Below are 25445 nucleotides of genomic sequence, written 5' to 3'. Positions count from 1 at the left end.
CCGCCTCCACGCGCGGCGGGCCGGCATGGCAGAGATCTACATCGGACTGATGTCGGGCACCTCGCTCGACGGCGTCGACGGCGTACTCATCGAGTGGTCTGACCTTGCGCCACCCACCTTGCAGGTGCATGGTCATTGCCATCTGCCCTTCGACGAGCTGCTGGCGAGCGAACTGCTGGCGTTGAATCAGCGCGGCGAGGACGAACTGCACCGCGCAGCCCTGGCGGGCAACGCCGTGGCACGACGTTACGCCGAGGTCGTGCAGCAACTCCTGGCGCGGGCCTCGCGACCGGCTTCCGCCGTGGCGGCGATCGGTGCACATGGCCAGACCGTGCGTCACCGGCCGCAGCAGTTCGACGGCAGTGGCTACACGCTGCAGTTGAACAATCCGTCCCTGCTCGCCGAACTGACCGGCATCGCCGTGATCGCTGACCTGCGCAGTCGCGACCTCGCCGCAGGCGGCCAAGGCGCACCGCTGGTGCCGGCGTTCCACCGGGCCATGTTTGGAAACTGCGACGCGAGCCTCGCCGTGCTCAATCTCGGCGGAATCGCCAACCTCACGCTGTTGAGTGCGGACGGCTCGGTGCTCGGGTTCGACTGCGGCCCTGGCAATGCCCTGCTCGACCATTGGGTGCGCCTGCATCGTGGGCAGGCCTTCGACGACGCCGGCCGATGGGCGGCCAGCGGCCGGGTCATTGAAAGCCTGCTGTCGGCACTGCAGCGCGAGCCCTACTTCGACCATCCCCCGCCCAAAAGCACCGGACGCGACCTGTTCCACGCCGACTGGCTGGCGCAACGGCTCGCTTTGGTGGGTGCGGCCGATCCGGCCGACGTGCAGGCGACGCTCGCCGAATTGACCGCCTGGGCTTGCACGCGCGACCTGCAGCGCCTCTTGCCGCAGGCGCGCGAACTGCTCGTCTGTGGCGGCGGCGCGTTCAATGACCACCTGATGGCACGTTTGGCGGCGGGATTGCCGGGCATGCATGTCGGCTCGACCGCCCAGCGCGGCCTGCCGCCCGACCAGGTCGAGGCCTGTGCATTTGCCTGGCTGGCACGCGCATTCATGCGCCGCGAGCCAGCCAGCCTGCCTGCGGTCACCGGTGCGCGCGGCACAAGGGTGCTGGGCTGTCTCTACCCCGCCTGAAAAGCAGGAGGCCGCCCGCAGGCGGCCTCGTCATCGGAGCGGAACGGTTCAGACGGAGAAGCTCGAACCGCAACCGCAGGTGGTCTGCGCGTTCGGATTTTTGATCACAAACTGCGCCCCTTGCAGGTCGTCCTTGTAGTCGATCTCGGCGCCCACGAGGTACTGCAGGCTCATCGCATCGATCAGCAGCGTGACGCCGTTCTTCGACATCTGGGTGTCGTCGTCATTGACGACCTCGTCGAAGGTGAAACCGTACTGGAAGCCGGAACAACCGCCACCTTGCACGAACACGCGCAGCTTCAGGTCGGGATTGCCTTCCTCGTCGACCAGTTCCTTCACCTTCCCCGCAGCGCTGTCGGTGAAGATGATCGGCGCCGGCGGTTCGTCCGCGACGCTCTGGGACTGGATGTTCTCGGCCACTGCACTCATCGATCGCTCCTTCGGCACTCCGCCGTCGGACCCATTCTTACAGATTCGCGGCAGCCAGCTTCAAGGATGGTTTTTCCTCGGCTTTCAGCGGCCGGAGTTCGCCGTCGATGGTGGCGCCCTGGTGCATCTCGAGCACCTCGTAGCGTACGTCCCCGGTGATCTGGGCCTTGGGCTGCAGTTCGAGCAGGCTGTTCGAATGGATGGGCCCGACCACCGTGCCGTTGACGATCACGTGACCCGCGATCACCTTGCCCGTGACTCGGGCTTTCTCGCTGATGACGAGGATGCTGTATCCCTCGCCGGCCCCCACCACGTCGCCAATCACCTCACCGTCGATGCGCAGGCCGTCTGCGAAGCGCAGTTCACCGGTGATCACGGTCCCCTCACCGATCAGCGTGCGAATCGGCGGCTGCTTCTGCTTTCCGAACATGTGTAACCCTCCAGGCTTGCGATGTCATGCGCCACAACCGCTCACATCTGCACCGAGTGCGACGCAAGAACCGCGCCGCGGCCGTCTGTGACCTTTACTGTCACCGTCCTGATCACCGCCGTCGGCGGATGGTCGATCAGCCCCTCGACGCGGCGATATTGCCGCACCTGCAACGGATGGGCACCACCAGCCTGTGGCAACGACCACGGCTTGCCGTCCAATGTGCCGATCAGCGTCAGTTCGTAGCGACCGGAGAACTCGGGACGTGACTTGCCCGGCTGCATCAGCAGCAATTGGTAGCGCAGTTGCCCGGGCGTCACTGCCTCGGCCTGCAAGCCACGGATGCTCAGCACCGAGTCCCCGGCGGCCGCCGGCAGCAGGCGCTCGAAGAAGCCGAGGTCGTTCTTCAACTCGAGGTTCTCGGCTTCGGTCTGCTTGAGCTGCTGGGCCAACCGTTCCTGCGCCGTGCGCTCGGCCTTGAGCAGGCTGTCGGCGGTATTGGCGATCGACAGCGCTTTCTCCCGCTCTTCGCGCAACTGAGAGACTTCGGTTCGCAGCCGCGCCAGTTCTTCCTGCGCGTGGCGATCCAGGCCGGCAAGGCCCTTGCCCGTTTCGAAAGCCCACATGGCCAGCGCCGCCGAGAAGCCGAGCGCAAGCGCGGCCACCGCCCAGCGCAGCGGCCACGGCAGGTGGCTGCGCACGATCATGCGTGGCGCACTGACCGACAGGCGGCGACGGAACAGTTTCCAACGCATGACGTCTGGTCGTATCGATTGGTAAGACGGTGTCGGAAACGAAAGAGGCCGCACGATGGCGGCCTCGATCGAGGTGCGGCGCGGGAAGCGTCCTCAGCGCTTGCTGAACTGCTTCCGGCGGCGGGCGCCGTGCAGACCGACCTTCTTTCGCTCGACTTCGCGCGCGTCACGCGTCACGAATCCGGCGCGGCTCAATTCAGGCTTGAGGGCTGCATCGTAGTCGATCAGCGCGCGCGTGATGCCATGGCGCACCGCGCCGGCTTGGCCGGACTCGCCGCCGCCATGCACGTTCACTTTGACGTCGAACGCGGCGTCGTTGGCGGTCAGCACCAGCGGCTGCTTGACGACCATGATCGAGGTCTGGCGGCCGAAGTATTGCTCGACCGGACGACCGTTGACCGTGATCTGGCCGGTACCCTTCTTCATGAAGACACGCGCGACCGACGACTTGCGGCGGCCGGTGCCGTAGTTCCAATTACCGATCATCACCGCTCCTTAGATTTCCAGCGCCTTGGGCTGCTGGGCGGTGTGCGGATGCGTGGCACCGGCGTACACCTTCAGCTTCTTCACCATCGCATAGCCGAGGGGGCCCTTCGGGAGCATGCCCTTGACCGCCTTCTCGAGAGCGCGCCCGGGATGCTTGGCCTGCATGTCCTTGAACTTGGTGCCGTAGATCCCGCCCGGGAAACCCGAATGGCGGTAGTACACCTTGTCGTTGGCCTTGTTGCCGGTCACCCGGATCTTGTCGGCGTTGACGACGACGATGAAGTCGCCGGTATCGACGTGAGGCGTGTAGATGGCCTTGTGCTTGCCGCGCAGGCGGAGGGCGACTTCACTGGCCACCCGTCCGAGGACCTTGTCGGTCGCGTCAATCACAAACCACTCATGCGTCACCTCGGCCGGCTTGGCGCTGAAGGTTTTCATGATCAGTGGAGGTTTCAGGTCAATGTCCCAGGCCACGAAGGCCGCACCTCGCGAGGCTCCGCTTCTTCGATGGGCGGACTCTCGACAGGCACCGACAGCCAATGGCAACAGCCGCTGGCAGCCGTTCTCCGCGGGACGAAAGGCGGAAAAGCCTTGCAGTCTATCAGATTTCCCGTCTACTACGTGAAGGGCACCTGCAGGGGCTGGATGGGCCCTCACCCGGCTTGGACTGGATTCTCTAGGCAATTCCTATAGACTAGGGTTAACCCTAGACTCCCAGGAGGTCCTCCATGGGCTCGTCCGATAACGTTCAATCTTCCGCGAACCCCACTGCTGCAGGGCCGCAGGGAGCGGTCACGCAATGGACCTGGGTTCCCATCCGTTCGCTCGGACCGCGCCACCGGGACCGCATTGCCGCCCACCTGATCAACCTGGACGAATCCGACCGCTACCTGCGCTTCGGCTATCCGGCCACCGACGCGCAGATCTCGAAATACGTCGACATGCTCGACTTCGACCAGGACGAGGTGTTCGGCATCTTCAACCGCCGGCTCGAGCTGATCGCCATGGCCCACCTCGCCCATCCGTCGGCGCAGGCGGACCCGGCACGCGGGACGATGGCGGAGTTCGGTGTGTCGGTGCTGCGCAAAGCACGAGGGCGCGGCTTCGGAGCCCGCCTGTTCGAACATGCGGTGTTGCACGCCCGCAACCGTGGGGTGCAAACCCTGTTCATCCATGCGCTGAGCGAGAACACGGCGATGCTGAAGATCGCGCGCAATGCCGGCGCAGTGGTGGAACGCGACGGTTCCGAATCGGACGCCTGGTTGCGCTTGCCGCCGGACACCTTCGTCTCGCATGTCGAGGAAATGATGGGTGAGCACGCGGCCGAGTTCGACTATCAGATCAAGCGCCACGCCACCCATGTGCAGCTGATTCTGGAGACGATCTCAGAAGTCAAGGCTCACATCTCGAAGTCGCACCACATCGCGAGCGAGTGAACAGGCTGACCCCGCGCTCACGGCGGGAGCCCTGAGGTCGGGGATGATCGGGACCAACGGCAACCGTAACATCCGGTACATTGAGAATTCGCGAACGACCTGCCCCCTCAGGTCCGTGCATCGATGAACCGGACCTGACATGCCGACCCCGCTTCTGATTGCCGTGCTGTCTGCCCTTGCGGGTATCGCGGCCGCGTCCGTGGTGTGGCTGTGGTGGGTGCGCCGCCCCGCCAAGCCCGCGCCGCTGCCCACGGAATGGGCGCTCACGGCGCGGCCTGTCTTCTCGACCGACGAGCGCCGCGTGTATCGCCTGCTGCGCGAGGCGCTGCCGCATCACATCGTGCTGTCGAAGCTGCCGCTGGTGCGCTTCAGCCAGCCGGTCGATCCGTCCCGGGTGCGCTACTGGTACGACCTGCTCGCCTCGATCCACGTGACCTTCGCGGTGTGCAGCGCCAATGGCCGCGTGCTTGCCGCCATCGATCTCGACACCGATCGCGGCAATTCACGTCGAGTGCTGCAGATCAAGCAGGCGGTGCTGGGCGCCTGCCGCGTCCGCTATCTGCGCTGCCCGGTCGAGAACCTGCCATCGGTGGCGGAGCTGCAGCTGCTCGTGCCGCAGGCCGGCGCCAACGCCCGCGGCCCGCAAGCCGCAGCGGCTCCGCCCACGCATTCGATGCACCAGGCTCGCGACACGCTCGCCAGCACCGTCGCCCATCGCCGTGCCGAGCGCACGGCGCTCTGGCAAGACTCATCGCTGTTCCAGGACTCCTTTTTTGCGCCGGACACACGCTCGGATGGCTCGGGACAGAGCGAGTTCGGCAGCCTCGGCGGCACGTCGAGCGGTCCACGCAGCCGGCCCGCGGCGCTGGACAGCAGCCACCGCGACGACATCGGGGGCGTGGTCGTCGACGGTCAGCGCTACTCGGCCAACTCGACACGCTGACGCCGACGCGGTTCGGCCGCGTACGATGCGCGGATGTCACCGCGCCCTGCCGACACCGACACGCCCTACGCCGGACTCGATCCGGAGGTCGTGCTCGATGCCCTCGATGCCGTCGGCCTGCGTGGCGACGGCCGGCTCATCCAGCTCAACTCCTACGAGAACCGCGTCTTCCAGGTGTTCCTGGAGAATGGCCGCGTGGTGGTGGCCAAGTTCTACCGGCCCGGCCGCTGGAGCGACGGACAGATCCTCGAGGAGCACGCCTTCGCCGCCGAACTCGAAGCGCGCGAGATTCCTCTCGCGGCGCCTTGGTCGCTTGCGGTCGATCCGCGTTCGCTGCATGCCCCCCGGCTGACGAGCCTCGGTTCGACGCTGGCTTCGTTCGCTTCCACCGCCGGCCCGTACCGGTTCGCGGTGACCGAACGCATGGCCGGGCGCGCGCCGGAGGTCGAAGACCCGACCGTGCTCGAATGGATCGGGCGATTCATCGGCCGCATCCACGCCATCGGCGCCGTCGGGCACTTTGCGCATCGGCTCGCGCTGAGCCCTTCGAGCTTCGGCACCGAGCCACGGGACTGGCTGCTCGCGCACGACGTGGTGCCGCCCGATGCGCGTCAGGCCTGGAGCGCGATGGTCGAAGCGGCGCTGACCCGCGTCGGCACCGCCTTCGCCGCCGCGTCGCCACTGAAGACGCTGCGCCTGCACGGCGACTGCCACCTGGGCAACATTCTCTGGACATCCGCCGGGCCGCACTTCGTCGACCTCGACGACGCGCTCACCGGCCCGGCCGTGCAGGACCTCTGGATGCTGCTGTCCGGCAGCCGGACCGACCGCAGCAGTCAGCTCGGCGCGGTGCTCGACGGCTACGAACAGTTCATGGACTTCGATCGCCGCGAGCTGGCGCTGATCGAACCGCTGCGCACGCTGCGCATGATCCATCACAGTGCCTGGATCGCGCGGCGCTGGAAGGACCCGGCCTTTCCGATCGCCTTTCCCTGGTTCGAGAGCCCGTCCTACTGGATGGAGCAGACCACTCGGCTGCGTGAGCAGCTCGAGGCGATGGACGAATCGCCCCTCGCCGCCTGAAGAATCGCGCAGGTCAGCCGGTCAAGAGGGCGTTGACTCGCCGCACATAGGCACCCGGATCCTCCAGCGTCCCGCCTTCGGCGAGCAGTGCCTGGTCGAAGAGGATGTGAGCCAGATCGTCGAAGCTCTTGCTCGAGTCGAGCCTCTTCACCAGCGAATGTTCGGCATTCACCTCCAAGATGGGCTTGGCCTTCGGCGCCTCCTGCCCGGCCTGCTTGAGCAGGCGGGCGAGGTGGCCGCTGATGTCGCCCTCCTCGACCACCAGGCAGGCGGGAGAGTCGACGAGCCGCGTCGTCACGCGCACGTCCTTGGCCCGGTCCTTCAACGTCTCCTTCAATCGCTCGAGCACGGGCTTGAAGGCCTCGGCGGCCTCTTCGGAACGCTTCTTCTCGTCCTCGTCCTGCAGCTTGCCCAGATCCACCGCACCCTTGGCGACGCTCTGCAGCGGCTTGCCGTCGAACTCGAACAGGTGGGCAAGCATCCACTCGTCGACACGGTCGATTAGCAGCAGCACCTCGATGCCCTTCTTGCGGAAGATCTCCAGCTGCGGGCTGCTCTTGGCCGCGGCGAGCGAATCGGCGGTGATGTAGTAGATCGCCTCCTGGCCCTCCTTCATGCGGCCGACGTAGTCCTTCAGGGACACACCCTCGTCGGCCTGCGTGGAGGCGAAGCGCAGCAGCTTGGCGAGCCGCTCCTGGTTGGCGTGGTCCTCGCCGACACCTTCCTTCAGCACCTGGCCGAAGTCCTTCCAGAACTTCGCGTACTTCTCGCGCTCGGCGGCGTCCTCGCTGTCGGCCAGCGACTCCAGCATCGACAGCACACGCTTGGTCGAGCCCTCGCGGATCGCCTTCACGTCGCGGCTTTCCTGCAGCAGTTCGCGGCTGACGTTCAGCGGCAGGTCGGCCGAGTCGATCACGCCTTTGACGAAGCGCAGGTAGACGGGCATCAGCGCCTCGGCGTCGTCCATGATGAAGACACGTTTGACGTAGAGCTTCACGCCGCCGCGCTTGTCGCGGTTCCACAGGTCGAACGGCGCCTTGGCCGGGATGTACAGCAGCTGCGTGTACTCGCTGCGCCCCTCCACGCGGTTGTGCGTGTAGGCCAGCGGCGCTTCGGTGTCGTAGCTGATCTGCTTGTAGAACTCGGCGTACTGCTCGGCCGTGATCTCGCTCTTGTTGCGCGTCCACAGCGCCGCGGCCTTGTTCACTGGCGCCCATTCGTCGGTGAGCTTCTGCTTGCCGGTCTCGCTGTCCCACTCCTCCTTGCGCATCAGGATGGGCAGCGAGATGTGGTCGGAGTAGCGGCTGATGATGGAGCGCAGCTTCCAGCCTGAGAGGAACTCCTCTTCGCCGTCGCGCAGGTGCAGGATGACGCTGGTGCCGCGCTCGGGCCGGGTGATGGTCTCGACCTCGAAGTCGCCGGTGCCGTCGCTGCTCCAGCGCACGCCCTCTTCCGACCTGAGCCCGGCGCGCCGCGATTCGACGGTGATGCGGTCGGCCACGATGAAGCCGCTGTAGAAGCCCACGCCGAACTGGCCGATGAGCTGGGCGTCCTTCTTCTTGTCGCCTTCCAGCGCCGCCATGAACTCGCGCGTGCCGCTCTTGGCGATGGTCCCCAGGTTGGCCACCGCCTCGGGCTCGGACAGGCCGATGCCGTTGTCGGTGATGGTGATCGTCTTCGCCTCGGCATCGAAGGCGACGCGCACCTCGAGGTTGGGCGCATCCTCGAACAGTTCGGGGCGGTCGAGCGCCTCGAAGCGAAGCTTGTCGCAGGCGTCCGACGCATTGGAGACCAGTTCGCGCAGGAAGATCTCCTTGTTGGAGTACAGCGAATGGGTGACGAGGTGCAGGATCTGCTTGACCTCGGCCTGGAAAGAAAGCGTCTGTTTGCTCATGGTCCTGGAAATGCGAAGCCCGCCGGTCCACCCGCCGGCGGGTGGATTGTGGGGGCGTCGCACCCTCTTTCAAGACCCGCCCGGGTGGGGGCGGTGAATCTCAGTGCAGCAGGTAGACCACCGCGCTGCGCGGCGGCACCGCGAAGCGGCCGGTCGCCGTCTCGTAGCTCGCGGCGTTGGCCGGTCGGCGATCCGCGCCGGCCGCGTGCATCGGGAGCAGCACTCAGGCCTTGCCCTTGTCGTCCGCCAGCGTGAGCATCCGAGCCACCCTGGCGACGCTGACGAAGTACAGCAGCCCGTTGAAGTTCGCGTCGGCGTACATCGTGTCGATCGCGCCCGGCAGCTGCGCCGTGGTGGCGCTCTGCACCCGGCCCTCGTCGTTCTCCTGCACGAGTACCCGCTGCGTGGCGACCAACCAGCGTGGCAGCCGCTCGGCATCACACCCCGACTCGCTCAGGACCGCGCCCGGCGCGACGAACTTGAAGCGCGTGGCCGCGCTGCCTCGTGCACGGCGACGGAGAGGGCCCCAAGGTCTATCGCACCGTCGGCGTGTCTTGCACCGGCCAGACCTCGGCCACGCCGTTGTTGACCGCTGTGAAGTTGGCGTACTCGACGCGGATGTTGTCGCGCCAGCCTTTGTTGTCGCCGCTGCTGCCGCTGGGATTGTCCGGCGTGCCGTGGATGATGAATGCCACTGAACTGCGCGAGACGTCGTCCTTCGGATTGAGCACCGGCAAGTCGAACACCACCTCGTTGGCCGCCCCCACGTCGTTCGGCTTCGCCGCGAACGGGACCGAGCTGTCCCCTGCGTTGAGCGTCAGGCCGGTCTAGCGCGACAGGTCGATGCGGCTGGTGTCCGAGAGGTGCAGGCTCCAGGGCGTGAAGTGGCCGTCAGGGCGCTGTTGGTGGATGCGCAGCGCGATCAGATCGAGCGCGGCCAGGGCGTCGGGGTTGGCACGATAGACCGTCGCCTCGCCCGATTTCAACCACAGTTCACCGCCTTCGGCGAACTTCCGGAGGCGGTCCAGTCCCGCCCGTCCGCCGTCAGCGCCGGGCTTGTTCACAATGAAGACGAATCCCGACCGACGCGTCGGCGCGGAACACTGCCGGTCGACCAGCCAGTAGATGCCATGGGCGCGTTGGTAACGCGCCTTCACCGGGCCGGTGGGCGCCGGCGGCTCGGCGCTCGGCACGGCGACGAGGGTGGTGCTGGCGTTCTCCGCGCTCCAGACATCCCGTGTCGGTGCGGGATGCGACGCGCCCAGCGCTTCGGCTCGATCGTCGGCGTCTGCCGCGGCGGCGCCCATCGGCGCCTCGCCGCCGCCGCCACCGCACACCGCCAGCAGCACCGTCGCTGCAGTCGACACGGTGCCGAGAAGGCGATGGATGGCTCGCGTGACGTTCCCCTCCTCGGGCCCGCCCAACGACGGAACGCCGTTCATATTGAAGTCAAACTACACACCCATATTCGGACCAGCCCGGCATTGGTTCCACATATCAGTCAGGTACTGATGTAGTTCGATGTAGTCAAGGTACTTCCATTGCACGTCTTCTCACCCTGCCGCTACAGTCAACGCCCATGACGACGTCAACGCCCTACACAGCCCGCCGGCGGCGGGCCGCCCTTGCCCTCGCGCTGTTTCTCGCCGCCTGCGGCGGCGGCGGTGGCGGCGGCACCAGCGGCCCGCTTCCCACCGTCGATACCACGTCGGTCGCCGCAGCCGATCCCGGCTCCGCCCTGGACGCCGACTGGCGCAAGGGCCCCTTCGCGGAGATCTTCGTGAGGGGCTACCAGGACAGCGACGGTGACGGCGTCGGCGACCTGAAGGGGCTGACGGGGCGACTCGACTACCTGCGCGACCTCGGCGTCAGCGGCCTCTGGCTGATGCCGATCACGCCCAGCCAGGATGGCGACCACGGCTATGCGGTGGCCGACTACCGCAACGTCGACCCCGCCTACGGCACGCTCGCGGACCTCGATGAACTGCTGCGCGAGGCACATGCTCGTGGCATCGGCGTGGTCGTCGACTATGTGATGAACCACAGCGCGGCACGGCACCCGGCCTTCGCGAACGCGAACAGCGACGATGGCAATGCCTACCGCGACTGGTACGTCTTCAGCGCCGCCAAGCCCTCCGGCTGGAGCGTCTACGGTGGTGACCCGTGGCGTGCCGGCCGCGATGGCTTCTACTTCGCGCCCTTCTGGGACCAGATGCCCGACTTCAATCTGAAGAACGCCACCGTGGTGGGCTGGCACCAGGACAACCTGCGCTTCTGGCTGAACCGCGGCGTCGATGGCTTCCGCTTCGACGCGGTGGGCAACCTGGTCGAGAACGGCCCGAGTGCCTGGGAGAACCAGCCCGAGAGCCTGTCGCTGATGGCCGGCATCCGCCAGATGGTCAACGGCTCGTACGTCAACCGCTTCCTCGTCTGCGAAGGCCCGTCGGCAGCTCTGCAGTTCGCGCCGGCTTGCGGCAGCGCCTTCGCCTTCGGGCACCAGCTCAACCTGGTGAACGCGGCCAGGGGCAACGCCAGCGCCATTGCCGCCGTGGCGAGCTATTTCGACAGTGCGCCGGCGGGCATGTCGACGATGCTGTCCAACCACGACAGCTTCGCCGGCCAGCGCCTGTGGGACCAGCTGAACGGCAACCAGGCGCAGTACCGACTGGCCGCCGCCACCTATCTGCTGCAGCCGGGCACGCCCTTCATCTACTACGGGGAAGAGATCGGTATGGCCGGCGCCGCCAGCCTCGGCGGCGATCCCAGGCTGCGCACACCGATGAGTTGGGCCGGCGATGCGCGCGCCGGCTTCACCACCGGCACGCCGTTCCGCGCGCTGTCAGCCAATGTCGCATCGAACAACGTCGCGGCCCAGGCGGCCGACGGCAATTCGCTGCTGCACTGGTACAAGGCCATCATCGCGCTGCGCCGCACACACCCCGCGCTGACCCGCGGCACGCATGCCGGCGCCTCGGCCAGCGGCAGCACGCTGAGCTTCCAGCGCGTGGACGGCAACCAGCGCGCGGTGGTGCTGATCAACTACAGCACGAGCAACGCGGCCGTCTCGGCAGCCAACCTGCCGGCGAACGCGACATTCAGCAACGCCTTTCCGCCCAGCGGCACGGACGCGACCAGCGACGCCAACGGCACCCTGAGGGTCACGGTGCCGGCGCAGTCGTTGCGCGTCCTCATCGGCGGCGCCTGAAGCGCACGCGCGCCGGCGCGAGCGGCTTGTCAAGCACCGGCGCGAGATCCCGACTCGGCGCTGCGGATTCGGACCGACCTTCGACGCCGCGCGCCGCCAGTGCTAGCGTCCGCCCCGCACACCTCAGGAGGACACCGATGACCACGCTGAACGTCAACGGCGCGCTGCGCGAGGTCGACGCTGAGCCCGACACCCCGCTGTTGTGGGTGCTGCGCGAGCAGCTCGGGCTGACCGGCACCAAGTATGGCTGCGGCATCGCGCAGTGCGGCGCCTGCACGGTGCACATCGACGGCGTCGCGACGCGATCCTGCGTGCGACCCCTGTCCTCGCTCAGTCGCCACGAGAAGATCGTCACCATCGAGGGCCTCTCCGCCGACGGGTCGCATCCGGTGCAGAAAGCCTGGGCGCAGCTCGACGTGCCGCAGTGCGGCTTCTGCCAATGCGGCATGGTGATGGCCGCCGCCGCGCTGCTGAAGAGCAAGCCCAGGCCCACCGATGCCGACATCGACGCGGCGATGACCAACATCTGCCGCTGCGGCACCTACAACCGCGTTCGCGCCGCGATCAAGATCGCCGCACAGGGTTGATCAAGGGGAGACGCACATGACGACGACGCAAGTCACCCGCCGCGGCTTCCTGGGCGGCTCCGCCGCGGCCACGGGCGCATTGGTGGTCGGCTTCCACGTGCCCTTGATTCCCGGGCAGGCCCTGTCGCAGGGACCGCTCGTTGCATCGCCGGAGGTCAATGCCTGGGTCGTGGTCAAGCCGGACGACTCCGTGGTGATCCGCATCGCACGCTCGGAGATGGGCCAGGGCACGCTCACCGGCCTGGCGCAGCTGGTGGCGGAGGAACTCGAGTGCGACTGGGCCAAGGTCACCACCGAATACCCGACCCCCGGCCAGAACCTGGCGCGCAAGCGCGTCTGGGGCAACTTCTCCACCGGCGGCAGCCGCGGCATCCGCGATTCGCACGAGTACGTGCGCAAGGGTGGCGCAGTCGCCCGAACCATGCTCGTGCAGGCCGCGGCCAACGAATGGAGGGTGCCCGCCTCGGAATGCACGGCCGCGGCCGGCGTGATCACCCACGGCCCCTCGGGCCGCAAGACCAGCTACGGCAAGGTGGCCGCGGCCGCTGCGAGGCTGTCGCCGCCCGCCGACGTGAAGCTGAAGGATCCGAAGGACTGGAGGATCGCCGGCAAGCCGTTGAAGCGCCTGGACACCGTTGAGAAGCTCACCGGCGCGCAGGTTTATGGCATGGACCTCAAGCTGCCCGGCATGCTCAACGCCGCGATCAAGGACTGTCCGGTGTTCGGCGGCAAGGTGAAGCGTTTCGACACCGCGGCGGTCGCGCAGCGCCCCGGCGTGAAGAAGGTGGTGCGCGTGGGCGAGAGTGCCGTCGCCGTGGTCGCCGACACCTGGTGGCGCGCCAAGACCGCGCTCGACGCGCTCCCGATCGAATGGGACGACGGCGCGCATGCCGGGGCGAGCAGCGCCGACTTCGCCATCGTGCTGAAGGCCGGGCTGGAGGCGAACGACGCGGTGGTGGGCCACAGCGTCGGCGACGCGAAGACGGCGCTCGCCGCGGCAGCGCGCCGCGTCGAGGCGGTGTATTCCTACCCGCACCAGAACCACGCCACGATGGAGACGATGAACGCCACCGCGCGCTGGACGCCGGAGCGCTGCGAAGTCTGGACACCGACGCAGAACGGCGAGGCGGCGCTCGCCGCCGCGGCCGAGGCCGCCGGGCTCAAGCCGGCGCAGTGCGAGGTTTACAAGCTGCACCTCGGTGGCGGTTTCGGCCGGCGTGGCGCGGTGCACGACTGGGTGCGCCAGGCGGTGGCCATCGCCAGGGAACTGCCCGGCACGCCGGTCAAGCTGATCTGGTCGCGCGAGGAGGACATGCAGCACGGCCGTTACCACCCGGTGACGATGTGCAAGCTGACGGCCGGACTGGACGCGCAGGGCGACCTCACCGCGTTGCACATGCGCATCTCGGGTCAGTCGATCGTCGCGGGCATCTTTCCGCAGAACATCAAGGACGGCAAGGATCCGGTGGTCTTCCAGGGCCTGAACCCGCCGGGCCCTGAAGCCTCGATCGGCTACACCTTCCCCAACCTGCTGATCGACCACGCGATGCGCAACCCGCACGTGCCGCCGGGCTTCTGGCGCGGCGTGAACCTGAACCAGAACACGATCTACCTCGAGTGCTTCCTCGACGAGGTGGCACACGCGACGAAGCAGGATCCGCTGGCGCTGCGCCGCCGGTTGATGGCGAACCACCCCAGGCACCTCGCCGTGCTCGATGCCGTGGCCGAACGCGTCGGCTGGAACAAGCCGGCCGCACGCGGCGTGTTCCGCGGGCTGGCGCAGACCATGGGCTTCGGCAGCTACGTAGCCGCCTGCGCCGAGGTGTCGGTGAGCAGGGAGGGTAGGCTGAAGATCCACCGCATCGTCGCCGCCACCGATTGCGGGCATGCGGTCAACCCGCAGCAGATCGAGGCACAGGTCGAGGGCTCCTTCGTCTACGGCCTGTCGGCCGCGCTGTACGGCGAGTGCACGGTGAAGCACGGCCGCATCGAGCAGGCGAACTTCGACACCTATCCGGTGATGAGGATCGACGAGATGCCCAGGGTCGAGACCATCGTCATGCCCAGCGGCGGCTTCTGGGGAGGCGTGGGCGAGCCGACCATCGCGGTGGCCGCGCCGGCGGTGCTCAATGCGGTGTTCGCGGCGACGGGCAAGCGCGTCCGCGAGCTGCCGCTCAAGCACCACGACCTGAAGCAGGCGTGAGGACCGCGATGGCACTGACATGGGCCGCGCTGACGGCGCCGGCGCTCGCGCAGCCGGTGTGGGTGGGTGACGCCATCCCCGCGCCGCTCACCGCCCAGCCGGGCGATGCGGGACGCGGCCGTGCCATCGCGGTGAGCCGCCAGCAGGGCCTGTGCCTGCTCTGCCATGCCGCGCCCATCCCCGAGGAGCGCTTCCAGGGCAATCTCGCGCCGTCGCTCGCCGGCGCCGGCTCGCGCTGGACGGCGGCGCAACTGCGCGCGCGCATCGTCGACGCGCGGCGCATCAACCCCGGCACCACCATGCCGCCCTTCCACAGCACCGAAGGACTGCAGCGCGTCGGCGCCCCGTGGCAGCGCAGGCCGGTGCTCGACGCGCAACAGGTCGAGGATGTGGTGGCCTGGCTGCTGACCCTGCGCGACGATTGACAATGAGCCTGCATCGACGCGATCTGCTCGTCGCCGGCCTGGGCCTGGCGGTGAGTGGGCGTGCCACCGCCACGCCCGCCGAGATGGAGGCGGCGGTGGCAGCCTTCACCGGCGATGCGCCGCTGCACGAGGGCAAGGTCGGCTTCGAGATCGCGCCACTGGTGGAGAACGGCAACACCGTGCCGATCACGCTGTCCGTCGACAGCCCGATGAGCGCGGCCGAGCACGTGCAGGCGATCGCGGTGTTCAACGGCGGCAATCCACAGCCGCAGGTGGCCGAGTTCCACCTCGGCCCGCGCGCCGGCAAGGCGGTGGTGAACACGCGCATCCGCCTGGCCACCTCGCAGCAGCTCACCGCGGTGGCGCGGCTGTCGGACGGCAGCCACTGGACGAAGACCGTCGAGGTGGTGGTCACGCTCGCCGCCTGCGTCGAAGGCTGAGCCGATGGCGCGCGCCATCATCAACCTGCCCGCCACCATTCGCCGCGGCGAGGTGATCGAGATCCGCACCATCGTCAGCCACACGATGGAAACCGGCTACCGGCGCGACAGCGACGGCCAGCTGCTGCCGCGCGACATCATCCGCCGCTTCACCTGTCGCTACGACGGCGAAGTCGTGTTCAGCGCCGAGCTGCACGCGGCCGTCTCGGCCAACCCCTACATCGCCTTCCACACCGTCGCGGTGGCCAGCGGCACGCTCAGTTTCACCTGGGAGGGCGACAACGGCTTCTCGCAGACCGAGAGCCGCGCGATCGTGGTCACATGAGGCGGCTGGTTGCCGTGCTCGGCACGCTGCTGGTGGCCTGCACCGCGCCGCCCGACACACGACGCTCGGGCCTGGCCTTCATGACGCCGGCCACGCAGGCGCTGCAGATGGACGACACGCAGAACCCCGGCATGCTCTGGGTGCGAGAGGGCGAAGCGCTGTGGTCGGGCGCGGCGGGTGCGAGCGGCAGGTCCTGTGCCGACTGTCACGGCGATGCGACGCGGTCGATGCGTGACGTGGCCACCCGCTACCCGCGCTTCGACAACGCCCTCGGCCGGCCGGTCGGGCTGGGCGAGCGCATCGCCTCGTGCCGCGTGCGGCAGGGCATGCCGGCAGCGGCGCCCGACAGCGACGAACACCTCGCGCTGCAGGCCTTCGTCGCCCATCAATCGCGTGGCCTGGCCATCGCGCCCGATGCCGACCCGCGGCTGGCACCGTTCCGCGAGCGCGGCCGAGAGTTGTACGAGCGGCGCATCGGCCAGCTGAACCTGGCCTGCACGCAGTGCCACGATGCGCTGGCCGGCGGCCGGCTGGGCGGCAGCACGATTCCGCAGGCCCACCCGACCGGCTACCCCCTCTACCGCCTCGAGTGGCAGACGCTGGGTTCGCTGCAGCGCCGCCTGCGCGGCTGCATGAGCGGCGTGCGTGCCGAGCCCTATGCCTTCGGTGCGCCGGAACTGGTCGAGCTGGAGCTGTACCTGATGGAGCGCGCCCGCGGCATGCGGCTGGAAACGCCGGGCGTGCGACCGTGAGCGAGCTCGCTCATCCGCGCTTGAGCACCTTCGCCACTGGATGCGTGCGCAGCCGGAACGCGTCGGGCATGCCCGATCCGAGCAGCGGGCGCAGGTAGAGGCGGAACGCGTCGGTGACGTCGGTGCCGCTGTCGCTGATGAAGGCGTCGTCCATCGTGCGCGTCTTGCCGGCTACCGTCTCCAGCGGCACCAGCTCGTAGTCCACCGAGTAGAAGCCGGTGCGCTTGATCGCCACCGAGCCGTCGTGCTGACCCCACATCGCGTACTGCACCGCCTTTTCGCCGACCTCGCGCGCCTCGCGCTGGTCGACGTCGCTGACGCAGCCGATGAAGCTGCGCTGCACGTAGCCGAAGGTGTCGCCGCGCACGCGCTTGATCTTCAGCCGCGTCTTGATCTCCTCGCACAGCAGGTCGGCGAGCGCGCCGCTGCCGGAGAGCTGCACGTTGCCATGCGCGTCGTGCTCCAGGTTCTTGGCGAGTTGGGCGGCGATCGGCGCGCCGCTCTCGTCGTGGATGCCCTCCGACACCGCGATCACGCAGCGGCCGTGGCGCTCGTACACCGCCTTGACGTCGGCGAGGAAGCGCTCGAGCACGAAGGTGCGCTCCGGCAGGTAGATCAGGTGCGGGCCATCGTCGGGAAACTTCTTGCCCAGCGCTGAGGCGGCGGTGAGGAAACCGGCGTGCCGTCCCATCACCACGGCGAGGTAGACGCCCGGCAGCGAGGCGTTGTCGAGGTTGGCACCGGCGAAGGCCTGCGCGACGAAACGTGCCGCCGACGGGAATCCGGGCGTGTGGTCGTTGCCGACCAGGTCGTTGTCGATCGTCTTCGGGATGTGGATGCTGCGCAGCGGGTAGCCCGCCTTGTGTGCCTCCTCGCTGACGATGCGCACCGTGTCCGAGGAGTCGTTGCCGCCGATGTAGAAGAAGTGCTCGATCTCGTGCGCCTGCAGGACCTTGAAGATCTCCTGGCAGTACTTGAGGTCGGGCTTGTCGCGCGTCGAGCCCAGTGCCGAGGACGGCGTGTTGGCCACCTGCTCGAGGTTGTGGCTGGTCTCCTGCGTGAGATCGACGAAGTCCTCGTTGACGATGCCGCGCACTCCGTGGTGCGCGCCGTAGATGCGTCGCACCTCGCCGAAGCGCCGTGCCTCGAGCGCGACGCCGACGAGCGACTGGTTGATCACGGCGGTCGGGCCGCCACCCTGTGCGACGAGGATCTTTCCGGATTTCATGCAAGGCCTCCAGGTGACGGCGGCATGGTACGCCGGCCGCCCCCGGAGGAAGCAGATTTCAGGCCGCCAGCCGCAGCGGCTCGCGTCGTGCGCCCTCGTAGCCCTGCAACTCGTCCAGCGCGCGGCGGATGTCGTCTTCGTCGCCGTGGATCACCGCCCGGTCGGCGCGCCGCAGCGACGCCTCGATGAGCGCGCTGGCGAAAGCCCCGGCCGAGCCGATGGCCACGTACTTGCGCACCAGCTCGCGGCAGCGGGCCTGTTCGACGGGAAGTCTGTGGAGCAATTGCGTGTTCATCATGGTGGATTCCTCTGGATCGGTTGACGAGGACGGCCGCTGTCGTGTCGTCCTGCTCTCCATTTCAGTCCAGGGCCCTTCCCAATGCGACGCCCCTGCCGACTGATTTGCCGCCGTTCGACAGACGATGGCCAGACGATTCAGCGAGCGCCGGCCGGATTCGGCTTGCCGCCCGGCTTGTCGTGCCCGCAAGGCGGGTTCGCCTTCGGGTCGAACCCCGCGTTGAACACCGGGTACTCGGGGATCGCCGCGGGCAGCAGCCGCACCCACTGCTGGCTGTCCTTGTGGTACTCGATGAGGAAGTCCACCCAATCGGTGACCTTGACGAAATCGATGATGTGCGGCTGCACCGGCGGCAGCGTCGGGTCGGGGTTGACGTCGAGGTAGAACGGCGAGCGCCAGTCCCACAAGCCGCGCAGCAGCGGGTCGGGCAGGAAGATGTTCATCGCCAGGTAGGGCGAGCTGAAGTTCCAGAAGATGCTGCTGCCCGCTGCCACCCAGGGCTGGTCGTTCGAGCCGTAGGCCTTGATGCCCTGCAGCGCGTCCCTCAGCGCGCGCGCCGCCGGGTGCACCGGGTGCGGACGGAAGTCGAAGCCGAGCAATGCGTTGGCGAGGCTGAACAGGTCGGTGAGCTGGTCGGGCGTCTCGAGGCGGAAGCTGGCATCGGTGTCGAACTGCTGCGCCAGCACGATGGCGCTGCGGATGCGCTGCACCACCGCCTGCCGCGCCAGCGGGTCGGTCGCACCGCGCAGCGCCGCGAGCAGTGCGTCGGCGAGGTCGTCCACGCACTCGGCGATGGTGTGCATGCGCGCCAGGCGCACCACGCAGCCCAGTGTCGGGTGGTTGCCCTTGCCTTCGAGGATCTGCCGGTTGGCCTCGGCAAAACCATGCGCGAGTTCCTGTGCGCTGGCCGTGCCCTGCCGGGCGAGCTTGGCGAACACGCCGGCGTAGCCCTCACCGGCGGTGAAGAAGTTGTAGTTCGGGTAGCCGGCGGCGTAATCCGCATAGGGGGCGACGGTGTGCAGCACCTCCGCCGCCATGTTGAAGCAGTTGTCGAAGTGGATCACCGAGAGCTTGGGCACGCCGGCATCGAGCGCCGCCTTCAGCGCCGAACCCAGGCCCCAGGTCGACATCGGCATGTGGTTCGACGGCAGCAACGGCGACCCCGCAGGCAGCAGTGGCGAACCCGCGGGCAAGAGCGGCGACCCCGCAGGAAGCAGCGGTGATCCCGCCGGCAGGATCGGCGCGCCGGCGTCGGCGCTGATGCGCCACTCGAAGGCGCCGCGGCGCGTCAGCGTGGCCACGCTGAGCTGGCGGCGGTCGATCTCCGGCAGGTAGCCCGCGCCATGGCCTTCGAGGGCGAGCACGATCGCCGCACCGGGCCGGCTCTGGTGCGCATGGCGCAGGAAGCCGGCCAGGTTGGCGGGGGCGGCCATATCCTGCTTCCAGCGCGAGCTGACCTTCACCTCGGCCGGCTTGCCCGCCTCGATCTCGACCAGGTAGGTGTCGTCCTGCGCGCGATCGATCAACGCCGCCACATGGATGCCCTGGGCCGCCACCTTGAGCAATCCCTGGTAGAGCGGGTGCTGCGCCAGGTCGCGCGAGCCGCCGTCGGGGTAGGTGGAAAGGGTCTCGTCGGTGCCGAACGGCGCGTAGACGGCGAACAGCACGCTGTCGGTACGCGTGGGGTCACCGGACTTCTCCGGCAGCAGGCGGGGCAGCTTCATGGTCGGTCCTCTTTCTTGGCGGTGGACGCAGAGCCGGCGTGGCGCGCGAACGGTAGCGCCAACGGTATGCCGCGGACCATCCCATTCACAAGCATTCGTCCTTCGGTGGGATGGCGGTCAATCAGACGATCATGAGACGATTCCATGCCAACATGGAAACATCTGCTGACACCTTCGCTCCCCCGCGGCCACGCCCACCGCCGCTGCGCGTGGCCGAGGCGGTGGTCGAAGGGCTGCTCGCGGCGCACAAGGCTGGCACGCTGGACGAGTGGCTGACCCGGCACCGCCGCCTGGCTCGCTGGCTGGCGCGGCACTGGCTGCGGCCGCTGCAGGGCGCGGCGGGCGAAGGGCTGGCCACCGCCCATGCGGCCGCTGCAGTGGCCCTGCTGCTGCGCTGGGCGGTGGGCCAGTTGCGGCCGGACCGCGGCACGCTGGGCGAGCCCATTCCGCGCGAGGCATGGCTGGACCGCACGAGCTGGCGTCCGGTGCTCGCGCTGGCCTGCCAGTTCGGCTTTGCACCGGTGCCGGCGTTCCGCGATCGCTACCGCGGCCACGCCGAGGAGCCGGCAGCCAGCCACTTGTGCGGCCTGTGGTCGGTGGGGGCGAGCACCTACTACCGCTACCTCGACAAGGGCAAGCGCGCATTGGCACAGCTGTTGCGCGAGGTACCGGTGCCGGCCGAGCGGCGACTGGCACTGCGAAGGGCCGCCTCTGAGTTCGTCTGGCAGCAGTCGGAATCGGCCTCGGCGGACGATCGCTGCGCCTGGCACGCCCGCCAGGCCGCGGCCGCGCAGGCCGCCGACGACAGCGTCGCGGCGCTGTGGCACCTCGCCCAGGCAGGCGACATCGCCGGCTTCATCCGCGCACTGCAGCGCCACAGCGTCGAGCTCGCCAACGACGCAGAAACCGACGGGCTCGTCGACCTGGTCGCCTCTGCGGCGCAGGGAGCGCGCGAACGCTTCGACCTGCTGCTCGCGCGCGGCTCGCTGGCGCGCATGCGCGGCGACGCGGCGCGCGAGCAGGCCCACTACGAGCAGGCGCTACGCCTCGCCGCCGACGCCGACGATGCGCTGCTGCTCGGCATCGTCTACGGTGCCTTGGGCAAGTTCCACGAACCGCGTGACCTCGACCGCGCATTCGCGTACTACCAGGACAGCACCGACTGCCTGCGCCGCTCCGGCCTCGGCGACGAAGAGGGAACGGCGGTCGAGGCGATCGAGGAGTACGTGACCACGCTGGTGCGTCTGGCCTGGCTGTACGTGCTGCGCAACGACCCGCGCGCCAAGGCACTGCTCGAACGCGCGCAGGGGCTTTGCGCACGACACCCGCTGTCGGCAACGACGCAGGCCATGCTGGCGCAGACCTGGGGCGAATGCCTGCGCCGCGCCGGCGACCTGCCGCGTGCGCTGGAGCACAAGCACCGTGCCCTGCTGCTTTACGAGCGCATCGACGACCGCCAGGCCATCTTGAAGACCTGCAGCAACCTCAGCCTCGTCTACGGCGAGGCGAAGGACTTCGCGCGCGCCAGCGAGTACGCACGCCGCGTGCTCGCGCTGGCCGACACGATGACGGTGGAGCCGGAGATTCTCGCCAGCACGCACATGAACCTGGGCGTGGCCTGCTTCTGGCAGGCCGACTACGCACAGGCCCGGCAGGAGTACCAGCGGGCGCTGGACATCGCGATGCGCCAGCGGCTGCACCGTGTCGCCGGCCTGGCGCACTACAACCTCGCCGAAGTGGCCTATCTGCAATTCAAGCAGTCGGCCGACCCGCAGGACGAGGCACGCGGCGATGCCCACGCCGCCGCCGCCGTGGCCATCTGGCCGCACGAGAGCGATCCGACGCACACCGAAGCGACGAAACGGCTGAAGCGCGACATCCTCGGCCCCGGCGACGAGCGCGCGCGCGACCGCCTGCTGCCCGCCGAGGCCGCGGCGCACTACGCCGAGATTGCCGAGGTGCAGCGGCAGCGCGACCTGCTCACCCTGCCCGGTGCGCCGCAGGCGCATGTGCGCGCCCACCTGGCGATCGCGCAGGCCTATCTCGCCATCGCGATGAAGGAGCGCGAGGCCGCGCTCGCCCTGATCGACCGGCACGCACTCGGCGACGGCTTCGCCGCCGACCTGGACGCGCTGCGCACGACCTTCGAGCGCACGCTGACGCGCGAGCAGAAGCTCGCCGCGCAGTGGCGCGATGCCACCGCCGACCTGATCAGCGCGCAGCGATGCGCCGCGGTGCTGGAGCAGCTGTTCCGCGCCGGCTCGCTGAACAAGAGCGGCTATGCCGAGCTGTGCGCGTTGAGCCCGGCCACCGCGTCGAAGCATCTCGTCACGCTGGCCGAGCGCGGCCTGTTGGTGCAGACCGGCAAGGGGCCGGCGACGCGCTACACCCTGCCGGCCTGATCAGGCCATCGCCTGGGCTCGACGCACGCAGCCCTTGCCACCCTGCTTGCCGGCATACATGGCCGCGTCGGCCTGGCGCAGCAGCCGGACCGGGTCGGTACCATCCAGCGGCACGAGCACGTAGCCGATCGTCAGCCCGACGCTGCACTGCCGACCTGCGGAGAGCAGGAAGGGCTCGCGGAAGGCCTCGACCAGCTTGAGGCCGAGGTCCCGCGCCTGGCGCTCGTCGGCCAGCCCCCCAGCGGTGACGACGAACTCGTCGCCGCCAAGCCGCGCGACGACGTCGGTCGAGCGCAACTGCGAGCCGAGGCGCCGGCCCACCGCGATGAGCAGCTCATCGCCCAGCTCGTGGCCGTGCTGGTCGTTCACCTGCTTGAAGCCATCGAGGTCGATCATGTAGACCGCCAGCAGCCTGTTGGCTGCCGTCTTCGCCATCTCGGCGGCCAGCCGCGCGTCCAGTCCGCGGCGATTCGGCAGGCCGGTGAGCGGGTCGGTGTGGGCCATCGAGACGAAGGTGTCGCGCTCGCGCACGGCGCTGCGCGCCTCGTTGTGGATGGCGCGCATGCGCAGGCCGAGCACGCGCATGAAGATGATCATGTCCAGCGTGGCGCCGGCCTGGAAGGCGTGCAGCGTCCACAGGCTGGCGTCGATGTAGCCGCGGATCACCCCGACCATGATCGCCGTGGCGACGAAGTAGCCCAGCCAGGCCCAGAGGAAGTACCAGCCGATCGGGTCGCCGCGGCGCGCGCGCCGGATCGCGCCGGGCAAACCCATCAGCGCGGGCAGCAGGCCCAGCGAGCCGATCACCGAGCTCACGGTGTGGATGTGGATCAGGTCCAGCGCATAGAGGACGGCGGTCAGGCCCAGCGCCGCCGCGCCGGCGTACATGACGCGGCTGAAGTGGCGGCTCATCTCCGGACCGCGCAGCACCTCCTCGACGAACAGGAAGGTCGAACCCGAGGCGAGCAGCGCCATCAACGCGGCGCCGTGCATCTCGAACCAGAGCTGGTCGCGCCACAGGTACATGCCGCCGATGCCGAACTGGACCACCGAGAACATCAGGCTGCCGGTGGTCAGCATCGCGTACTTGAGGAACAACGGCTCGCGCGTGCTGATCCACTGCACCAGGCTGTAGATCACCAGGCACAGGCCGAGGCCGGCAAGAAATCCCTGCAGGATGTGCTCGTCCAGCGCCTCGGCGTGGAAGGCCTGCGGCCGCATGATGGTGATCGGCAGAATCATCGCGCCTTGCGTCTGCACGCGAAGGTAGAGCTCGTGGGTGATGCCCGGCCTGAGCTCCAACGGCAGCGCGTGCGAGCGGCTCGGCACCGGGCGCTGCGAGAACGGCTGCATGTTGCCCAGGCGCGCGCGCTGCACCACCTGACCTTCGCGCACCAGGTAGACATCGACGCGGTTCAGCACCGCATAGTCGATGTCGAGCATCCAGTTCGGCCCGCCGGCGCCTGTCCAGCTCACCGGGATGCGCAGCCACATCGGTGTCTTGCGCAGACCCAGCGTGGCATACGCCGAGCGCGGCACCTCGAAGCGGTCGGCCAGCGCCATCGCCGCAGCGATGTCCATCTCGCCGTCCGTCTCGGCCAGCACGGTCACCGCCGGCCAGGCCTCGACGCGCTGCGTGCTGCCGTCGATCAGCAGCCCCGGCTCGGCGGCACGAACGGCCAGCGCCACCGCGCACAGGCCGGCGAGCACGAGCAGACGCAGCAGGCGGTCGATCATGGCCGCGAGGCCCCGGACCAGCGGCCGGCGACGGTGAAGTGGTCTTCCAGCGTGTTCAGCCAGCCGGGCGCACCACGATCGTCGCCCCAGTCGCGCATCATCGCCTGCGCCTGCTCGAGCAGGCCCTGCGGCAGCTTGAGCGGTCGCGTCTCGTCCATCAGCAGCTTGGTCAGCAGATGGTAGCCGAGCACGCGGGTGACGAGACGGGAGATCGTGAAGTCGGGCGAGAACAACCGGCCCACCGTGTCGATCACTCGAGCGAGTCCGAGCAGCAGCGCGAACAGCAGCCGCGAGGCGAGCGACACCGAGCCGCCCATGCCCAGGTCGGCCGAGGCCCTCGTGCCGATCAGACGCCGCGACAGCAGCATCGGGAAGGGCTTGGCCACCGTCCAGGGAATCACGCCGGCGAGGTTGCGAAACAGCGCGCCCGCCAGCCCGGGCCGGGGATCCGGTTCGACCAGCTCGGCGCGGCCCCGTGCCTGCATGCGGGCGAACAGCGCCTCGGCCTCGGGCATACCGAACGCCATCAGCTCGCGGCGGATGCCCACCAGATGGCCGACCACGTTCCAGGCATGCAGCACCGCCCGCTCGTCGTGCTCGTCCAGCCCCACGCCCAGCGTGCGCAGGCCGCGCAGGTAGACATAGCCGAAGGTCAGCAGCGTGTACGCCTGCTCCTCCTGGTTGCAGGGCAGGCCGCGGCTCATGTCCCAGCCGTGCGCGAAGAGGGCGTGGTGCATCTTGCCGCTGCCCATGGCCGCCCGCAGTGTCGGCACCGGCGCCGAGAGCAGCCCGCGCTCGCGCAGCGCCGCGGCTTCCTGCGGACTGCGCCGCAGGATCAGGTTGCGCACCATCGCGTGGATCAGCCGCACCTTGAGCACCTGCGCGATGCCGCCCCCGGAGGGCTCGGTGAGGCCGCCGCGCATCATCACCGGGAAGACCATGGCCGCAGTGCTGCGGATGCGGTAGTCGGTGCGCTGCTCGAGTTGGCCGGTGGTGTGCAGCACCTCGGCGAGATCCGGCACGACATAGCACTCGGGCAGGCTGGCGCAGAACAGCAACGTGCAGGACAGCACGCCTTGGTCGAAGAAGATCTCCTCGGCACGCTCGATCATCGCGCGATCGGCCCAGTCGGGCAGGCCACGCGCGGCCGCCACGTAGTCACGCAGCGCATCGGCGATCGGCGCGGGCACGGTGGGCAACCGGGCATGCCAGTGCTCGAGACTGGCGTTGTCCTGCCATCGTGCAATCACCTCGTTGACGATCTCGATGCGCTGCCAGTGATCTGCATACTTTGCCTCCAGCTCGGCGAGGCCGGCGGTCGACTCAGGCGATTCCCACGGGCCGAGGATGTCGGCCATCGTCTGGTCGGCCAGCGGATCGGTCTGCCACTGGGCACGGTCGAGCAATTCATCGGGAACGGCGTGCGTCATCGGCATCACTTCTTTGTGGTCGTCGCCCGGTGTCGGCGGCGAGGATCGCGCACGGTAACGGAATGCCAGCACGCGACGCAAGCGCATTC

General features: G+C 68.6%; 26 protein-coding genes and 1 pseudogene. 12 read left to right on the top strand and 15 right to left on the bottom strand.

The window, feature by feature from the left end; genetic code table 11:
• Positions 1-25: 25 nt before the first annotated feature.
• The gene (locus Q0599_RS09075) at positions 26-1144 is read left to right on the top strand and encodes an anhydro-N-acetylmuramic acid kinase (RefSeq protein WP_298828575.1); all 1119 of its coding nucleotides are present in this window, start codon (positions 26-28) and stop codon (positions 1142-1144) included.
• Between the two features lie 48 nt (positions 1145-1192).
• Here Q0599_RS09075 and erpA read toward each other — a convergent pair whose 3' ends face one another.
• From erpA to rplM, 5 genes are all read right to left on the bottom strand, one after another.
• On the bottom strand, positions 1193-1573 hold the full coding sequence (gene erpA / locus Q0599_RS09070; RefSeq protein ID WP_298828572.1) for an iron-sulfur cluster insertion protein ErpA: 381 nt from the start codon (positions 1571-1573) through the stop codon (positions 1193-1195).
• Between the two features lie 37 nt (positions 1574-1610).
• On the bottom strand, positions 1611-2003 hold the full coding sequence (locus tag Q0599_RS09065) for a polymer-forming cytoskeletal protein (protein WP_298828570.1): 393 nt from the start codon (positions 2001-2003) through the stop codon (positions 1611-1613).
• Positions 2004-2044: 41 nt separating this feature from the next.
• On the bottom strand, positions 2045-2710 hold the full coding sequence (locus Q0599_RS09060) for a DUF6776 family protein (protein WP_367180919.1): 666 nt from the start codon (positions 2708-2710) through the stop codon (positions 2045-2047).
• Between the two features lie 141 nt (positions 2711-2851).
• Positions 2852-3244 (bottom strand): 30S ribosomal protein S9, encoded by a 393-nt coding sequence (gene rpsI / locus Q0599_RS09055; RefSeq protein ID WP_298828568.1) that lies wholly within the window; start codon positions 3242-3244, stop codon positions 2852-2854.
• Positions 3245-3253: 9 nt separating this feature from the next.
• On the bottom strand, positions 3254-3682 hold the full coding sequence (gene rplM / locus Q0599_RS09050) for a 50S ribosomal protein L13 (RefSeq protein ID WP_298828567.1): 429 nt from the start codon (positions 3680-3682) through the stop codon (positions 3254-3256).
• Positions 3683-3972: 290 nt separating this feature from the next.
• Between rplM and Q0599_RS09045 the strand changes: the two genes are divergently transcribed.
• The 3 genes from Q0599_RS09045 (at position 3973) to Q0599_RS09035 (ending at position 6706) form a co-directional block, all read left to right on the top strand.
• Positions 3973-4680 carry a GNAT family N-acetyltransferase gene (locus Q0599_RS09045; RefSeq protein ID WP_298828565.1) on the top strand — a complete coding sequence of 236 codons (708 nt, stop codon included), beginning with the start codon at positions 3973-3975 and terminating at the stop codon, positions 4678-4680.
• A 139-nt stretch (positions 4681-4819) separates the two neighbouring features.
• Complete coding sequence (locus Q0599_RS09040; RefSeq protein ID WP_298828564.1) at positions 4820-5623, top strand: DUF2726 domain-containing protein; 804 nt, start codon at positions 4820-4822, stop codon at positions 5621-5623.
• Between the two features lie 33 nt (positions 5624-5656).
• A complete protein-coding gene (locus tag Q0599_RS09035; RefSeq protein ID WP_298828563.1) occupies positions 5657-6706 on the top strand; it encodes a serine/threonine protein kinase in 1050 nt (349 codons plus the stop codon).
• Between the two features lie 13 nt (positions 6707-6719).
• Here Q0599_RS09035 and htpG read toward each other — a convergent pair whose 3' ends face one another.
• The 5 genes and pseudogenes from htpG to Q0599_RS09010 all read right to left on the bottom strand — a co-directional run bounded on the left by htpG (position 6720) and on the right by Q0599_RS09010 (position 10042).
• Positions 6720-8600 (bottom strand): molecular chaperone HtpG, encoded by a 1881-nt coding sequence (htpG, locus tag Q0599_RS09030; protein WP_298828562.1) that lies wholly within the window; start codon positions 8598-8600, stop codon positions 6720-6722.
• A 100-nt stretch (positions 8601-8700) separates the two neighbouring features.
• Entirely contained in the window at positions 8701-8823 is a 123-nt protein-coding gene (locus Q0599_RS09025) for a hypothetical protein (protein WP_298828559.1), read from the bottom strand.
• Positions 8824-9084 (bottom strand): annotated as a pseudogene (locus Q0599_RS09020) (hypothetical protein); the annotation flags it as partial.
• A 49-nt stretch (positions 9085-9133) separates the two neighbouring features.
• On the bottom strand, positions 9134-9367 hold the full coding sequence (locus Q0599_RS09015; RefSeq protein ID WP_298828557.1) for a hypothetical protein: 234 nt from the start codon (positions 9365-9367) through the stop codon (positions 9134-9136).
• Positions 9368-9427: 60 nt separating this feature from the next.
• Positions 9428-10042 (bottom strand): hypothetical protein, encoded by a 615-nt coding sequence (locus Q0599_RS09010; protein ID WP_298828555.1) that lies wholly within the window; start codon positions 10040-10042, stop codon positions 9428-9430.
• Positions 10043-10179: 137 nt separating this feature from the next.
• Here Q0599_RS09010 and Q0599_RS09005 point away from each other — a divergent pair, with 137 nt between their 5' ends.
• The 7 genes from Q0599_RS09005 (at position 10180) to soxA (ending at position 16537) form a co-directional block, all read left to right on the top strand.
• Positions 10180-11805 (top strand): alpha-amylase family glycosyl hydrolase, encoded by a 1626-nt coding sequence (locus Q0599_RS09005; protein WP_298828554.1) that lies wholly within the window; start codon positions 10180-10182, stop codon positions 11803-11805.
• 137 nt (positions 11806-11942) lie between these two features.
• Positions 11943-12392: a (2Fe-2S)-binding protein gene (locus Q0599_RS09000; RefSeq protein WP_298828552.1), complete on the top strand. Its 450-nt coding sequence runs from the start codon at positions 11943-11945 to the stop codon at positions 12390-12392.
• 16 nt (positions 12393-12408) lie between these two features.
• Positions 12409-14595 carry a molybdopterin cofactor-binding domain-containing protein gene (locus tag Q0599_RS08995; RefSeq protein ID WP_298828550.1) on the top strand — a complete coding sequence of 729 codons (2187 nt, stop codon included), beginning with the start codon at positions 12409-12411 and terminating at the stop codon, positions 14593-14595.
• A gap of 8 nt (positions 14596-14603) precedes the next feature.
• Positions 14604-15020, top strand: coding sequence for a sulfur oxidation c-type cytochrome SoxX (gene soxX / locus Q0599_RS08990; RefSeq protein ID WP_298828548.1), 417 nt, complete (start codon positions 14604-14606; stop codon positions 15018-15020).
• Positions 15021-15022: 2 nt separating this feature from the next.
• Positions 15023-15460, top strand: coding sequence for a SoxY-related AACIE arm protein (locus tag Q0599_RS08985; RefSeq protein ID WP_298828546.1), 438 nt, complete (start codon positions 15023-15025; stop codon positions 15458-15460).
• 4 nt (positions 15461-15464) lie between these two features.
• Complete coding sequence (gene soxZ, locus Q0599_RS08980; RefSeq protein WP_298828543.1) at positions 15465-15785, top strand: thiosulfate oxidation carrier complex protein SoxZ; 321 nt, start codon at positions 15465-15467, stop codon at positions 15783-15785.
• Complete coding sequence (gene soxA, locus Q0599_RS08975; RefSeq protein ID WP_298828540.1) at positions 15782-16537, top strand: sulfur oxidation c-type cytochrome SoxA; 756 nt, start codon at positions 15782-15784, stop codon at positions 16535-16537. The genes soxZ and soxA overlap by 4 nt, the downstream gene beginning before the upstream one ends.
• 10 nt (positions 16538-16547) lie before the next feature.
• On the opposite strand, the gene Q0599_RS08970 is transcribed toward soxA, so the two are convergent.
• The 3 genes from Q0599_RS08970 to Q0599_RS08960 form a co-directional block, all read right to left on the bottom strand.
• Complete coding sequence (locus tag Q0599_RS08970) at positions 16548-17765, bottom strand: 6-phosphofructokinase (protein WP_298828537.1); 1218 nt, start codon at positions 17763-17765, stop codon at positions 16548-16550.
• 58 nt (positions 17766-17823) lie between these two features.
• On the bottom strand, positions 17824-18063 hold the full coding sequence (locus Q0599_RS08965; RefSeq protein ID WP_298828534.1) for a hypothetical protein: 240 nt from the start codon (positions 18061-18063) through the stop codon (positions 17824-17826).
• A gap of 137 nt (positions 18064-18200) precedes the next feature.
• Positions 18201-19787 carry a clostripain-related cysteine peptidase gene (locus Q0599_RS08960; RefSeq protein ID WP_298828532.1) on the bottom strand — a complete coding sequence of 529 codons (1587 nt, stop codon included), beginning with the start codon at positions 19785-19787 and terminating at the stop codon, positions 18201-18203.
• A gap of 152 nt (positions 19788-19939) precedes the next feature.
• On the opposite strand from Q0599_RS08960, the gene Q0599_RS08955 reads away from it, so the two are divergent.
• Positions 19940-22189 carry a tetratricopeptide repeat protein gene (locus Q0599_RS08955; RefSeq protein ID WP_298828530.1) on the top strand — a complete coding sequence of 750 codons (2250 nt, stop codon included), beginning with the start codon at positions 19940-19942 and terminating at the stop codon, positions 22187-22189.
• On the opposite strand, the gene Q0599_RS08950 is transcribed toward Q0599_RS08955, so the two are convergent.
• A complete protein-coding gene (locus tag Q0599_RS08950) occupies positions 22190-23926 on the bottom strand; it encodes a diguanylate cyclase (RefSeq protein WP_298828528.1) in 1737 nt (578 codons plus the stop codon). It lies immediately after the preceding gene.
• A complete protein-coding gene (locus tag Q0599_RS08945) occupies positions 23923-25356 on the bottom strand; it encodes an oxygenase MpaB family protein (protein ID WP_298828526.1) in 1434 nt (477 codons plus the stop codon). Before Q0599_RS08945 ends, Q0599_RS08950 begins: the two co-directional genes overlap by 4 nt.
• Positions 25357-25445 lie beyond the last annotated feature (89 nt).

The organism is uncultured Piscinibacter sp. (assembly GCF_937952055.1).
Classification (GTDB): Bacteria; Pseudomonadota; Gammaproteobacteria; order Burkholderiales; family Burkholderiaceae_C; genus Piscinibacter.
The sequence above is the reverse complement of the archived record's forward strand: the minus strand, read 5'-3'. Positions and strand labels throughout refer to the sequence as shown.

Bases quoted from the DNA above. Each gene is read 5' to 3' on its own strand.
- Q0599_RS09035 (WP_298828563.1), top strand. From the start codon at position 5,657: ATGTCACCGCGCCCTGCCGACACCGACACGCCCTACGCCGGACTCGAT.
- rpsI (WP_298828568.1), bottom strand. From the start codon at position 3,244: ATGATCGGTAATTGGAACTACGGCACCGGCCGCCGCAAGTCGTCGGTC.
- erpA (WP_298828572.1), bottom strand. From the start codon at position 1,573: ATGAGTGCAGTGGCCGAGAACATCCAGTCCCAGAGCGTCGCGGACGAA.
- Q0599_RS09005 (WP_298828554.1), top strand. From the start codon at position 10,180: ATGACGACGTCAACGCCCTACACAGCCCGCCGGCGGCGGGCCGCCCTT.
- Q0599_RS08945 (WP_298828526.1), bottom strand. From the start codon at position 25,356: ATGACGCACGCCGTTCCCGATGAATTGCTCGACCGTGCCCAGTGGCAG.
- Q0599_RS09010 (WP_298828555.1), bottom strand. From the start codon at position 10,042: ATGAACGGCGTTCCGTCGTTGGGCGGGCCCGAGGAGGGGAACGTCACG.
- soxZ (WP_298828543.1), top strand. From the start codon at position 15,465: ATGGCGCGCGCCATCATCAACCTGCCCGCCACCATTCGCCGCGGCGAG.
- Q0599_RS09075 (WP_298828575.1), top strand. From the start codon at position 26: ATGGCAGAGATCTACATCGGACTGATGTCGGGCACCTCGCTCGACGGC.
- Q0599_RS08965 (WP_298828534.1), bottom strand. From the start codon at position 18,063: ATGATGAACACGCAATTGCTCCACAGACTTCCCGTCGAACAGGCCCGC.
- Q0599_RS09040 (WP_298828564.1), top strand. From the start codon at position 4,820: ATGCCGACCCCGCTTCTGATTGCCGTGCTGTCTGCCCTTGCGGGTATC.
- Q0599_RS08970 (WP_298828537.1), bottom strand. From the start codon at position 17,765: ATGAAATCCGGAAAGATCCTCGTCGCACAGGGTGGCGGCCCGACCGCC.
- Q0599_RS08995 (WP_298828550.1), top strand. From the start codon at position 12,409: ATGACGACGACGCAAGTCACCCGCCGCGGCTTCCTGGGCGGCTCCGCC.
- Q0599_RS08955 (WP_298828530.1), top strand. From the start codon at position 19,940: ATGGAAACATCTGCTGACACCTTCGCTCCCCCGCGGCCACGCCCACCG.
- rplM (WP_298828567.1), bottom strand. From the start codon at position 3,682: ATGAAAACCTTCAGCGCCAAGCCGGCCGAGGTGACGCATGAGTGGTTT.
- Q0599_RS09000 (WP_298828552.1), top strand. From the start codon at position 11,943: ATGACCACGCTGAACGTCAACGGCGCGCTGCGCGAGGTCGACGCTGAG.
- Q0599_RS08985 (WP_298828546.1), top strand. From the start codon at position 15,023: ATGAGCCTGCATCGACGCGATCTGCTCGTCGCCGGCCTGGGCCTGGCG.
- Q0599_RS08960 (WP_298828532.1), bottom strand. From the start codon at position 19,787: ATGAAGCTGCCCCGCCTGCTGCCGGAGAAGTCCGGTGACCCCACGCGT.
- Q0599_RS09065 (WP_298828570.1), bottom strand. From the start codon at position 2,003: ATGTTCGGAAAGCAGAAGCAGCCGCCGATTCGCACGCTGATCGGTGAG.
- Q0599_RS09045 (WP_298828565.1), top strand. From the start codon at position 3,973: ATGGGCTCGTCCGATAACGTTCAATCTTCCGCGAACCCCACTGCTGCA.
- htpG (WP_298828562.1), bottom strand. From the start codon at position 8,600: ATGAGCAAACAGACGCTTTCTTTCCAGGCCGAGGTCAAGCAGATCCTG.
- Q0599_RS09060 (WP_367180919.1), bottom strand. From the start codon at position 2,710: ATGATCGTGCGCAGCCACCTGCCGTGGCCGCTGCGCTGGGCGGTGGCC.
- Q0599_RS08950 (WP_298828528.1), bottom strand. From the start codon at position 23,926: ATGATCGACCGCCTGCTGCGTCTGCTCGTGCTCGCCGGCCTGTGCGCG.
- soxX (WP_298828548.1), top strand. From the start codon at position 14,604: ATGGCACTGACATGGGCCGCGCTGACGGCGCCGGCGCTCGCGCAGCCG.
- soxA (WP_298828540.1), top strand. From the start codon at position 15,782: ATGAGGCGGCTGGTTGCCGTGCTCGGCACGCTGCTGGTGGCCTGCACC.